The 11,867-nt window shown below is 68.9% G+C and carries 10 protein-coding genes; all 10 read right to left on the reverse strand.

The genetic code is table 11. The annotated features are described in order from the left end of the window. Window positions 1-86: 86 nt before the first annotated feature. The gene (locus tag WI26_RS26525; protein WP_069227702.1) at window positions 87-2,000 is read right to left on the reverse strand and encodes a feruloyl-CoA synthase; all 1,914 of its coding nucleotides are present in this window, start codon (window positions 1,998-2,000) and stop codon (window positions 87-89) included. Beyond that, the gene (locus tag WI26_RS26530) at window positions 1,997-3,445 is read right to left on the reverse strand and encodes an aldehyde dehydrogenase (protein ID WP_069227703.1); all 1,449 of its coding nucleotides are present in this window, start codon (window positions 3,443-3,445) and stop codon (window positions 1,997-1,999) included. The genes WI26_RS26525 and WI26_RS26530 overlap by 4 nt, the downstream gene beginning before the upstream one ends. Window positions 3,446-3,491: 46 nt before the next feature. Beyond that, complete coding sequence (locus WI26_RS26535; RefSeq protein ID WP_059448873.1) at window positions 3,492-4,322, reverse strand: p-hydroxycinnamoyl CoA hydratase/lyase; 831 nt, start codon at window positions 4,320-4,322, stop codon at window positions 3,492-3,494. 240 nt (window positions 4,323-4,562) lie between these two features. Next, window positions 4,563-5,066, reverse strand: coding sequence for a MarR family winged helix-turn-helix transcriptional regulator (locus WI26_RS26540; protein WP_059508415.1), 504 nt, complete (start codon window positions 5,064-5,066; stop codon window positions 4,563-4,565). A gap of 176 nt (window positions 5,067-5,242) precedes the next feature. Further along, window positions 5,243-6,142 (reverse strand): SMP-30/gluconolactonase/LRE family protein, encoded by a 900-nt coding sequence (locus tag WI26_RS26545; RefSeq protein ID WP_069227704.1) that lies wholly within the window; start codon window positions 6,140-6,142, stop codon window positions 5,243-5,245. A gap of 51 nt (window positions 6,143-6,193) precedes the next feature. Then, window positions 6,194-7,219, reverse strand: coding sequence for an L-arabinose ABC transporter permease AraH (gene araH, locus WI26_RS26550; RefSeq protein ID WP_059467358.1), 1,026 nt, complete (start codon window positions 7,217-7,219; stop codon window positions 6,194-6,196). A 30-nt stretch (window positions 7,220-7,249) separates the two neighbouring features. After that, window positions 7,250-8,812 (reverse strand): L-arabinose ABC transporter ATP-binding protein AraG, encoded by a 1,563-nt coding sequence (gene araG / locus WI26_RS26555; protein ID WP_069227882.1) that lies wholly within the window; start codon window positions 8,810-8,812, stop codon window positions 7,250-7,252. Window positions 8,813-8,832: 20 nt separating this feature from the next. Continuing rightward, window positions 8,833-9,837 carry an arabinose ABC transporter substrate-binding protein gene (locus WI26_RS26560; RefSeq protein ID WP_059467359.1) on the reverse strand — a complete coding sequence of 335 codons (1,005 nt, stop codon included), beginning with the start codon at window positions 9,835-9,837 and terminating at the stop codon, window positions 8,833-8,835. A gap of 81 nt (window positions 9,838-9,918) precedes the next feature. Then, window positions 9,919-10,848, reverse strand: a complete 930-nt coding sequence (locus WI26_RS26565; protein ID WP_059508413.1) for a Gfo/Idh/MocA family protein — start codon at window positions 10,846-10,848, stop codon at window positions 9,919-9,921. Between the two features lie 24 nt (window positions 10,849-10,872). Beyond that, a complete protein-coding gene (locus tag WI26_RS26570) occupies window positions 10,873-11,802 on the reverse strand; it encodes a dihydrodipicolinate synthase family protein (protein WP_059538758.1) in 930 nt (309 codons plus the stop codon). Between the last annotated feature and the right edge of the window lie 65 nt (window positions 11,803-11,867).

The raw sequence follows: 11,867 nt of genomic DNA on the forward strand, positions 1-11,867 counted from the left end.
TGCCCGCCGGTCACATGGCCGGCCGGTCGTCATGCGAGCCTGTCATTGCTTGAAACTGCCCGTGCCCGCTCGGGCGTGTCCGCCACTTACGCGTAAATCACGTCTGGATCGCGCCGCGCCGGATCGTACAGCGCGTCGATCGTCGCCGCGCGGTGCTTCTGCACGGCCGCCTGGTTCAACGAGCCCTTGTCGGTCACTTCGCCCAGATCGAGCGACGGCGGCGTGTCAATCAACCGGATGCGCGCGACGAACGTCGATCCGCCGCTTGCATGCCGGTTCAGCACGGCAAGCCACGACGCGAATGCCGCGCGCACGGCCGGCGCGCGCAGCACGTCGGAAACCGATGCATCAGCCGCGAGTCCCGCCAGCGCACGACACGCTTCGATACGCGGAAACACCAGCAAGCCGATGTCGTCGCGATTGATCCCGGTGACGACCACGTCCTGCACGTACGGCGCGCCGCTCGACACCGCGTTCGCGCGCAACGGCCCGACGCTGACGAACGTGCCGCTGCTCAGCTTGAAATCCTCGGTCAGCCGCCCGTCGAACAGCAGCCCGAGATCCGGCCGCTCCGGATCGGCGAAGACCCCCGCGTCGCCGCTGCGGTAATAACCTTCGTCGTCGAACACGTCGCGCGGATCGACGTCCGCGTGCCAGTAGCCGCGCATCACGTTCGGCCCCTTGAAGCGCAGTTCGTGCTTGCCGCCGCACGGCACGAGCTTCGCGTCGCAGCCCGGCGCCGGCAGGCCGATGTAGCCGGCGCGCATCAGCGGCCCGGTCGTGAACAGGCACGACGGCGACGCCTCCGTCATCCCGAGACCGGCCATGATGCGGATGCGCTCGCCGCAATGTGCTTCGGTCACGCGATCGAGCCGATCCCACGCGGCCTGCGACAGCCCCGCGCCGCCGAAGAAATACAGCTTCACGCGCGAGAAGAACGTGTCGCGCAGCACGGCATCGCGTTCGAGTGCGGCGGTCAGCTCTTCCCAGCCCTTCGGCACGTTGAAGTAGATCGTCGGCGCGATCTCGCGCAGGTTGCGCACGGTTTCGTCGAAGCGGCCCGGCACCGGGCGGCCGTCGTCGATGTACAGCGTGCCGCCGTTGTACAACGCGATGCCGAGGTTGTGACTGCCGCCGAACGTGTGATTCCACGGCAGCCAGTCGACCAGCACCGGCGGTTCGCGCGTCAGCTCGGGCATCGTCTGACGCAGCATCTGCTGGTTGCTGCACAGCATTCGATGCGTGGTCGGTACGGCCTTCGGCAGTTTCGTCGACCCCGACGTGAAGAGGATCTTCGCCAGATGGTCGGGGCCAATCGCTTCATGGATCGCATCGATCGTGCGCGGGACGGTCGCGAGCAGGTGCGACAGCGGCACGATGCGGCACGACGCGTCGCCATCGGCATCCGCATCGGCATCGTTCGCGACGATCAGCGCCGCATCGGCAGGCAGCGCCGCGTCGAGCGCTCGCGCAAACGGCGCACGCTCGGCGACGAACACCGCGCCCGGCCGCAGCACGCGGAGCGTGTGACGCAGCTTGCCGTAATCGGTCGACACCAGCGAATACGCGGGCGAGATCGGCGCGTACGGCACGCCGGCCAGCATCGCCGCGAACATCAGCTGCAGATGCTCGAGATCGTTGCCGGACAGCACCGCGAGCGGCCGCTCGACCGACAGCCCGAGATCGACGAGGCCCTGGCCGAGCGCGCGGGCGCGTTCGAGCATCCGCGCGTAAGTGATCTCGATCCAGCGGCCGTCGGCGCCGCGCCGCGCGGCGAGCACGCGGTCGGGATGCGCGCGTGCACCGCGCACGAGACAGTCGGTCAGGCGCGTCGGGTAGTCGCCGAGCGGTTCGCGCGAGCGCAGGTACCACGTGCCGTTTTCCGCGCGGCGAATCTCGGCCGAGCCGACCGCGACGGCTGCCGCGCGATAGCGCACGCCGTCCGTGTCGTTCGCCGGGCCGCTCGCGGGCGTCGCAACATTCATCGTCGGCTCGCTCATATCGGATAGTGACGCGGCGTGGTCTGCACGGTGATCCAGCGCAGCTCGGTGAACTCGGCGATCGATGCGCGGCTGCCGAAGCGGCCGTAGCCGCTCGCCTTCGTGCCGCCGAACGGCATCTGCGCCTCGTCGTGCACGGTCGGCCCGTTGACGTGGCAGATCCCCGATTCGATCCGGCGCGCGAGCGCCATCGCGCGAGCGATGTCGCGGCTGAACACGCTCGCCGACAGCCCGAACTCGCTGTCGTTCGCGAGCGCAACCGCTTCGTCGTCGCTGTCCGCACGCAGGATCGCGACCACCGGCGCGAACGATTCCTCGCGATAAAGCCGCATGTCGCGCGTGACGCCGTCGACGATCGCGGGCTGCATCGTCGCGCCGTCGATCCGGCAGCCGAGCGGCAGGCGCGCGCCGTGCGAACGCGCATCCTCGACGAGCGACGCGGCGCGCGCGGCCGCGGCCGCATCGACCATCGTGCCGAGCGCATGGCCCGCCAGCGGATCGCCGGCGACCAGCGTGCGCGCCTTGTCGGTCAGCCGTTCGACGAGCGCATCGGCGATCGGCCGTGCGGCGATCACGCGCTCGGTCGACATGCAGATCTGCCCCTGGTTGAAGAATGCGCCGAACGCGATGGCATCGACGGCCGCGTCGAGATCGGCATCGTCGAGCACGAGCACCGGCGCCTTGCCGCCGAGTTCGAGCAGCACGGGTTTCAGGTGCGCGGCCGCATGGCGCGCGATGATGCGCCCGACGTGCGTGGACCCGGTGAAGTTGATCCGCTTCACGTGCGGATGCGCGATCAGCCGCTCGACGAGCTCGGGCGCATCGGCCGCCGCATGCGTGATCACGTTGACGACGCCCGCGCCGAGCCCGGCCTCCTCGAGCACCGCGCCGATCAGCGTGTGCACGCCCGGGCACGCTTCGGATGCCTTCAGCACGACCGTGTTGCCGCATGCGAGCGGCATCGCCAGCGCGCGCGTGCCGAGGATCACCGGCGCGTTCCACGGTGCGATGCCGAGCACGACGCCGCACGGCACGCGCATCGCGAGCGCGAGATTGCCCGGCACGTCGGACGGAATCACGTCGCCGTCGATCTGCGTCGTCATCGACGCGGCCTCGCGCAGCATGTTCGCCGCGAGCGTCACGTTGAAGCCGAGCCAGCCGGGCGTCGCACCCGTTTCGGCGACGCCGGCCGCGATGAACGCGTCGATGCGCGCGTCCATCAGATCGGCCGCCTTCAGCAACCGGCGGCGCCGTTCGGTCGGCGCGAGCGCCGCCCACGCGGGGAACGCGCGATGCGCGGCTTCGACCGCCGCGTCGGCGTCGGCCGCGCCGGCCGCCGGCGCGCGCGACGCGAGCGCGCCCGTCGCGGGGTTGAATCGGTCGAAGGTTCGTCCGTCGCGGGCGGTGCACCACTCGCCGGCGATCAGCATCCGTCTGTCGGTCATGTCGTCTCCTGCCTTGCCTGTCTCTGTCGGTTGCGCGGCGCTTGTATCAGCGCTTGTATGCCTGCAGGCCCGGCTTGATCGTCTTGTCGTCGAGGAACTGCTTCAGCCCCTGCTCGCGGCCGCGCTCCGGATCGCGAAGTTGCGCCTGGTCGAGCTTCGCATACAGGTAATCCTCGCACTGCTCCCACGTCAGCTCGCGCGAACGCTTGAAACCGTGCTTCGCCGCGCGCAGCACGACCGGGTTCTTGTCCATCAGCCGCGCGGCGAGCGCGATCGTCGCGTCGCGCAGGCCGGCCAGCGGCACGCTGCTGTTCACGAGGCCCATTTCAGCGGCCTCCACGCCGGTGAACGTATCGCCGGTCATGATGTAGTGCAGCGCGCGGCGATGCCCGACCGTGTCGGCCATCGCCTTGCTGACGAGGTTGCCCGGCGGGATGCCCCAGTTGATTTCCGACAGCCCGAACACCGCTTCGTCCGCCGCGATCGCGAGATCGCACGCGACGAGCGGCGAGAATCCGCCGCCGAAGCACCAGCCGTTCACCATCGCGATGGTCGGCTTGTTGTACATCCGCAGGCGGCGCCATTGCCATTCCGATGCGTCGCGCCGCACCTTTTCCTGCAGCGCGTCGGAGCCGCCGTCGATTTCGCGGAAATATTCCTTCAGGTCCATGCCGGCCGTCCATGCGGCGCCCGCGCCAGTCAGCACCAGCACCTTCGCCTCGTCGTCGAACTCGACCGCGTCGAGTACCTCCAGCATCTCCCGGTTCAGCGTCGGGCTCATTGCATTGCGCTTCTCGGGGCGGTTCAGCGTGACCCATGCGATGCCGGCCTCCACCTTCACTTCAACGGTCTGCCAGCGGTTGTCGTACTTGCTCATGTCTGTTCCTGTCGTTCGTTCCTGTGCCAATCAGTGCATTTCGGTGCGCAGCATTCCTGCTGCGAACGGCTTCATTTAATATCAGGCTACCTGATATTGCAAGCAACATGAGCGCCGGTGTAAACCCGGAGCGCAAAGCGGCGACAACGACGTAATCGGGGAACGGTCAGGCGACCGGCGAGCGGGCGGGAAAGCGAACGCGGGCCGCACGGGCCCGCGCCGTAACGTTTCGGGAAGGAATCAGCCGCGCAGGTTGCGCGAGAACAGTTCGAGCGCGCGCTGCACGTGCGCGGCGTCGTCGGCGGAGATGTCGCCGAGCATTCGCGTCTCGAGCGGGCGCAGCACGGCTTCGCATTCACGCAGCATCGCCGCGCCTTCGTCGGTCAGCCTCAGCAGGATGATGCGGCCGTGCGAAGGGTCGGCTTCGCGCGTAACGAAACCGCGGGCGGCCATCACGCTCATCACCTCGTTCGCCGATTGCGGCGTGATCCACGAGCGCTCGGCCAGTTGCGCGTTCGACGACGCGCCGCGCGCCTCGAGCACCGACAGCGCCGTGTATTGCGCGAGCGTGATGCCGAGCGGTGCCAGTGCGTCGGTCATATGCCGGCGCAGCAGCCGGTCGAGACCGCCGATCACGTAGGTCAGGCGCTGCTGCACGCGCGCCTTCGGCTTGTCGCCCGTCGCGCGGGCGGCGTTCTTCGCGGCGTTTTTCGGGCTCGCGGGCTTGGTTGGTGCGGAACTCATGGTGCGGGCGGGATGGGATTGCGGGCCATCTTACCAGCACGTCGGGAAACCCACGGGGTGTTCGGGCAAGCGGGACGGCCACCGTGTGCGCGCGCATGCGCGGCAAACCGCGCGCCTGAGCACCTGGCTCGGCGCGTCGGACGTATCCCGTGAGCGGAATGGAATCCGATCCGCGGTCAGCCGCGCGGCGCTCCCGAGAATCGCGCGGTCGGCAATCCGGCATGCCGCGTCCGGGCGACGAATACGCCGCCGGCATGCGCATCGCTGGCCAGCGCGTCGTCGCTCAACCCGGCACGGGCGCTCGTCACATACAGCCGCCCTTCGCCGTCGAGCGTCACGCAGCTCGGCTGCGCGGTCGGCACGGCCACGCGATCCGTCTCGATGCCGTCGGGCCCGTAGCGCACCACGCGCGCACCGCCCCACTGCGCGTTCCACAGCCCGCCGTCGCGATCCATCGTCGAGCCGTCCGGGTCGCCGTGCGCATCGGTCAGCCGCGCGAACGGTCGCACGTTGGCCACGTCGCCGCCTGCGCGGTAATCGCAGACGAGAATCTCGCGCACCATCGAATCGCAGAAGGTCATCTTCGTGCCGTCCGGCGAGAACGCGATGCTGTTGGCGATCGCCGCCGCCGGCAACGCAAGCCGTTCGAGCGTGAGGTCCGGATTGAGCCGGTAGAAGCCGCCGACCGCGCGCGGCGGGTCGCCGCCTTCGTCCTTCATCCCGAACACAAACGCGCCGAACGGATCGCAGCGGCCGTCGTTCAGCCGCGTAGGCAGGTCGGGTTCGACGTCGACGATCCGCGTGAATTCCCCGCTGCGCAGATCGAAGAATGCGAGATGCGTCGCGAGCCCGACGAGCAGCACATTCGGCTCGTGCGTCAGCGCGAAGCATGCGAGCCGTTCCGGCATCGGCCACTGCGCGAGGTCCGAGCCGTCCGCGCGGCAACGCCACAGCCGCGCGCCTTCGATGTCCGTCCAGTACAGCGCGTGCGTCGCGTCGCACCACGTCGCACCTTCGCCGAGCGTGTTGCGGCTGTCGACGAGCAGCGCCGCCGCGCCCGGTTGAATCTGTTGCATGCCGTCTCCCGATATCTGTCGCCTTCGCGGGCGGCCGCGCGTTCGCCAGGGTCAGATCTTCATCGCGCGCCGCTGGTTGCGACGATACTGGTCGAACAGCACCGCGAGCAACAGAATTCCGCCGCGTATCAGATATTGGTAAAAAGTCGGCACGTTCAGCAGGCTCATCGCGTCCTGCACGGAGCCCATGATCAGCACGCCGACCAGCACGCCGGAAATCGTTGCGACGCCGCCCGTCAGCGACACGCCGCCGAGCACGCATGCGGAAATCACGCCGAGCTCGAGGCCGACGGACGTTTTCGGATCGCCGAGGCTCATCCGCGATGCAAGCATCACGCCGGCGAAGCCGGTCACGAGCCCCTGCAGCACGAACACCGCGATCTTGATGCGCATCACCGGCAGCCCGGCGAGCAGCGCGGCCTCGCCGTTGCCGCCGACGGCCAGCACGTTCTTGCCGAACACCGTCTTGCGCAACAGGAAGCCGAACACGACGAAGCCGACGATGTTGCTCCAGATCGGATACGAAATGCCGAGGAACGACCCGCCGCCGAGATCGAAGAAGCGCTCCTCGGAGATCATCACCGCGTCGCCGTTCGACGTGATGAACGCGAGCCCGCGCACGACTTCCATCATCGCGAGCGTGACGATCAGCGAGTTGATCCGCCAGCGCGCGATCAGCACGCCGTTCACGAGCCCGACCGCACCGCCCGCGAGCACGCCGGCCGCGATGCCGAGCACGACGCTGTGCGTCGCGGTGATCAGCGTCGACGCGACGACGCCCGAGAACGCGACGATCGACGCGACCGACAGGTCGACTTCGCCGAGCGCGAGCACGAACATCATCGTCACCGCGATCGAGCCGATCAGCGTGACCGACAGCAGCAGGCCCTGGATGTTGCGCGGCGTGAGGAAGTCCGGCACGGTCAGCGACAGCGTCGCGAACAGCACGAGAAACACCATCACGATGCCGGAGCGGTTGATCAGTTGCCACATGCCGCCGCGCGCTCGCGCGGGCGCGGCTGCGCCCGCTGCATCCGGGGACGGGGAAGTACGTTGGGGTTGCATTGCCTGGCTCATATCGGTTGCTTTCCGTTTGACTGCGTGCCGCTAGCGCGGCAGCGCGAGCTTGATCAGCGCGTCGGGCGTCGCCTGCGCCTTCGCGACCTCGCCCGCGATCCGCCCTTCCTTCATCACGATGATGCGGTCCGACACGCCGATCACCTCGGCCAGGTCGCTCGACACGATAATCACCGTGCGGCCCGCTTCCGCGAGCTCGTAGAACAGGTTGTAGATTTCCGCGCGCGCGCCGACGTCGATGCCGCGCGTCGGCTCGTCCATCAGGAACACGTCGATGCGCTCGGCCAGCCAGCGCGCGAGCACGACCTTCTGCTGGTTGCCGCCCGACAGCGCGCCGATCGGCGTCTCGCCGTCGCGGGTCTTGATCGCCAGCCGCTCGATGTAGCGTTGCGCGAGCTCGCGTTCGCGCCGCGCGTCGAGCAGCACGCGCGCCGGGCTGAAATGACGGCGCGCGCTGATGTTCAGGTTGTCGGCAACCGACGCGATGGCGACGATGCCTTCCTGCTTGCGGTCCTCCGGGCACAGCGCGATGCCGGCACGCACCGCGTCGCGGGGGCTCGCGAACGCGACACGCTTGCCGCCCAGCTCGACGTGCCCGCCGCTCGGGCGCGCCGCGCCGTACAGCAGCTTCATCAGCTCCGAACGCCCCGCGCCGACCAATCCGAAGAAGCCGACGATCTCGCCGCGCCGCGCGGCGAACGACACCGGCTCCGACAAGCCCGGCCCCAGCAGCGCCTTCGCCTCGATCAGCACGTCGCCGGCCGCGCGCGGCCGGTAGCCGTACACGTCCTCGATCGAGCGGCCGACCATGCAGCCGATCAGCCGGTCACGATCGAGATCGGCGACCGATTCGAACGTCTCGATCCGGCGGCCGTCGCGGAAAACCGTCACCCGGTCGCACAGCGCATCGACTTCCTCCATCCGGTGCGTGACGTAAATGATCGCGCGGCCCTCGGCACGCAGCGAACGGATGATGCGGAACAGCTGCGTCGTCTCGCGCGCGGACAGCGAACTCGTCGGTTCGTCGAATGCGATCACGCGCGCGTCGCGCATCAGCGCCTTGCCGATCTCGATCATCTGGCGCTGACCGATCGACAGGTACTTCACCGGGATGTCCGGATCGATGTGCTCGCCGAGCCGCTCCAGCGCATCGAGCGCGCGCACCGCGAGTGCGCGCTCGTCGACCACGCCGAGCCGGCTCGGCAGCTGGCCGAGCATCAGGTTCTCCGCGACCGTCAGCTCGGGCACCAGATGCAGCTCCTGGTAGATGATCGCGATGCCGGCCTCGAGCGCGGCGCGCGTCGACGCGAAGCGCTGCACCGTGCCGTTCAGCGTCAGCGTGCCGGCCTGTGGCTGGTTCACACCGGACAGCACCTTCAGCAACGTCGACTTGCCCGCGCCGTTCTCGCCCATCAGCCCGTGCACTTCGCCCGCGCGCACCGACAGCGACACGCCGTCGAGCGCACGCACGCCCGGGAACGTCACCGTGATGCCGTCGAGCGCGAGCAGCGCACCGCCGGGCGGCGACGCATCGCCGCCGTGCGTGGCCGTGTCGTCGTTGCCCGGCACAGCCGTCATCGTCTGCATCGTCATCGCGTCGTCGCCCCGCACGCTCAGATGCCGAGCTCAGCGCGCACGGCCTGCCAGTTCGCGCGCGTCATCAGCTTGCCGCTCGTCTGCGTGTCGGCCGGCGGCGTCTTGCCGTTACGGATCCAGTCGACGAGATTCTGCGTGCTGTCCTTGCCGTGGTTCGTCGAGCTGACCGCGATCGTCCCGTAGAAGCCGGTCGGCTCCTTCTTCTGGAATTCGGCGAACGCCTCGCCCGCGCCGTTGATGCCGACGCCGATCACGTCGGCCGCCGGAATGTGCAGCTGTTCGGTCGCGCGCACCGCGCCGAGCACGGTTTCCTCGTTCAGTGCGTACACCACCCACTTCTTCACGTTCGGATGGCGCGCGAGCACGGGCGCGGCCGCGCTGAAGCCGCCTTCGTCGTCGGTCGTCTTCTGCGGCGCATCGAAGATGTTCTCCTTGCGGAAGCCGTTCGCGAGCAGCGCCTGCGTCGCGCCGTCGGTGCGCAGCTTCGCGGTCGGCAGCTCGTAGTTCGTAATGCGCAGCGCACCGACTTCCTCCGGCTTCCAGCCACGCCGCTTCATCTCGTCGGAGATCGCCTGGCCGACCTGGTTGCCGATCTTGGTCGCCGACATCCCGAGGTGCGGCACGTTCGCGAGCGGCTTGCCGGTCGAGTCGACGAGCTGGTCGTCGACCGTCACGAATTTCATGTTGTAGCGCTTCGCGCGCGCGGCGATCGCCGGCCCGAGACGCACGTCGGGTGCGCAGATCACGAAGCCCTGCGCGCCTTGCGAGCCGAGGTTGTCGATCGCGGCCAGCACCTTCTCGCCGTCCGGCGTGCCGATCTTCACGACCGAGAAGTTCTCCTTCTGGCCCAGCGCGGACGCCGCGTTCTGCTCGTTGATGAACCACGCCTGCTCGGGCATCTTCACCAGGAAGCCGATCTTCAACGGCGCGTCGGCGTGCGCCGCGCCCTGCATCCCGAGCGGCGCAATGCAAAGCGCGGCCAGCAGCGCGCGCAGGGTGTGTCGGCGAATCGTGCGGTTCATGCGGTGTCTCCTTGTATTGGCTTGGGTCTTCAACTACCGTCGTGCGCGGACGCGCTCGCGATCGAGCGCGACCGCATGGTGTCAGCGGCCGAACGCGTCGGTCCCGACGCGCCGCCCGAACAGAAACGCATCGGCGACGAGCCGCAACGGCCGCACGTCGACGTCGCTTTCGCCGCGCGCGATCAGCGCGCGGAACTGCGCATACAGCGCCGGATACTCGCGCTGCGGCCCGATCTCGACCGGCTCGCCGCCGATCGACAATTGCGCGCCGCCGCGGCTGATCGCGAGCACGCCGTCCGACGTGTCGACCGCGATCTCCCACTGCTCGACGGGGCCGTGCCGCCAGTCGAATTCCGCGCGCACGGGCACGCCGTTCGTATCGGCGCAATCAAGTTCGGCCGCGATCGGCATCTGCGCGTCGCTCGGCACGTAGAGCGTCGCCTCGCGCAGCACGAGCTCGCGCGGCAGGATCCGCGTGACGATCGACAACGCGTTGATGCCGGGATCGAACACGCCGAGGCCGCCCGGCTCCCAGATCCATTGCTGGCCCGGATGCCAACGCCGCACGTCTTCCTTCCAGCGCACCTGCACCGCGCGGATGGTGCGCGACGCGAGCCACGCGCGCGCCGGCTCCACCGCGCTCGCGCAGCGCGAATGCCAGGTCGCGAACAGCGTGAGGCCGCGTTCGCGCGCGAGCGCGTCGAGCGCGGCCACTTCGCCGAGCGTCGCGCCCGGCGGCTTCTCGAGCATCACGTGCTTGCCGGCCTCGAGCGCGGCGCGCGCCTGCGCGTAGCGCACCTGCGGCGGCGCGCACAGCGACACCGCGTCGAGGTCGCGCTCGGCGGCAAGCAGCGCGTGCAGGTCCTGATAGTTGCGCACGCCGTTGACTTCCGCATGACGGCTCGCGCATGCGGTCAGCACGAAACCCGGTTCGGCGGCGATCGCCGGCAGGTGCTGGTCGCGCGCGATCTTGCCGATTCCGATCACGCCCAGCGAAATCACGTCGCTCATCTGCGTTTCTCCTTCGCCACTTGCTCAGCGCGCCCAGCGCAGCACGAGCGGATCGAGCCGGCGCGCGATCGCGAGCAGCTCCGCGCGCGTGTCCGGATGCAGTTCCGGCATCGGATGCCGCGGCCGCTCGCACGCAATCACGCCGCCTTCGCGCATCAGCGCCTTCGCGGTGAGGATCCCGGACTGGCGGTTCTCGTGATTGATCAGCGGCAGCCATGTCTGGTAGCGCGCGAACGCATCGTCGTGCCGCCCTTCGCGGAAGGCTTCGAGAATCGGCCGGATGCCGTCCGGAAACCCGCCGCCCGTCATCGCGCCGGTCGCGCCGGCGTGCAGGTCGGCGAGCAGCGTGATCGCTTCCTCGCCGTCCCACGGCCCTTCGATCGCGTCGCCGCCGAGCCGGATCAGCTCGCGCAGCTTGTTCGCGGCGCCGGGCGTCTCGATCTTGAAGTACGCGACCTGCTCGATCTCGCGCGCCATCCGCGCAAGGAACGGCGCCGACAGCGCGGTGCCGCTCGCCGGTGCATCCTGGATCATGATCGGGATGTCGATCGCGTCCGACACACGCGCGAAGAAGTCGAAGATCTGCGCTTCGGGCACGCGGAACGTCGCGCCGTGATACGGCGGCATCGCCATCACCATCGCCGCGCCGAGCTGCTGCGCGCGCAGGCTGCGCGCCGCGCACACCTGCGTGCTGTAGTGCGACGTCGTGACGATCACCGGCACGCGGCCGGCCACGTGTTCGAGGATTGTGCGCGTGAGCACGTCGCGTTCGTCGTCGGTGATCGCGAATTGCTCGGAAAAGTTCGCGAGAATGCACAGCCCGTCCGAGCCCGCGTCGATCATGAAATCGACCGCGCGCTTCTGGCTCGGGAGGTCCAGTTCGCCGGTGTCGGAAAACGTCGTCGGGACGACGGGGAAGATGCCGCGATAGCGCGGCGTGCTGCTCGATGTCATGGTCGGGTCCTGCGTCGGCCTCGAGGCGAGGCCATCAAGCGTTCACGATTTCACTCACCACTTCG

This window comes from Burkholderia diffusa (genome assembly GCF_001718315.1).
GTDB lineage: Bacteria > Pseudomonadota > Gammaproteobacteria > Burkholderiales > Burkholderiaceae > Burkholderia > Burkholderia diffusa_B.

Excerpts from the sequence above, each read along its gene's own strand:
- WI26_RS26525 (WP_069227702.1), bottom strand. The coding sequence starts at position 2,000 with ATGAGCGAGCCGACGATGAATGTTGCGACGCCCGCGAGCGGCCCGGCG.
- WI26_RS26530 (WP_069227703.1), bottom strand. The coding sequence starts at position 3,445 with ATGACCGACAGACGGATGCTGATCGCCGGCGAGTGGTGCACCGCCCGC.
- WI26_RS26565 (WP_059508413.1), bottom strand. The coding sequence starts at position 10,848 with ATGAGCGACGTGATTTCGCTGGGCGTGATCGGAATCGGCAAGATCGCG.
- WI26_RS26535 (WP_059448873.1), bottom strand. The coding sequence starts at position 4,322 with ATGAGCAAGTACGACAACCGCTGGCAGACCGTTGAAGTGAAGGTGGAG.
- WI26_RS26540 (WP_059508415.1), bottom strand. The coding sequence starts at position 5,066 with ATGAGTTCCGCACCAACCAAGCCCGCGAGCCCGAAAAACGCCGCGAAG.
- WI26_RS26570 (WP_059538758.1), bottom strand. The coding sequence starts at position 11,802 with ATGACATCGAGCAGCACGCCGCGCTATCGCGGCATCTTCCCCGTCGTC.
- araH (WP_059467358.1), bottom strand. The coding sequence starts at position 7,219 with ATGAGCCAGGCAATGCAACCCCAACGTACTTCCCCGTCCCCGGATGCA.
- WI26_RS26560 (WP_059467359.1), bottom strand. The coding sequence starts at position 9,837 with ATGAACCGCACGATTCGCCGACACACCCTGCGCGCGCTGCTGGCCGCG.
- araG (WP_069227882.1), bottom strand. The coding sequence starts at position 8,812 with ATGACGATGCAGACGATGACGGCTGTGCCGGGCAACGACGACACGGCC.
- WI26_RS26545 (WP_069227704.1), bottom strand. The coding sequence starts at position 6,142 with ATGCAACAGATTCAACCGGGCGCGGCGGCGCTGCTCGTCGACAGCCGC.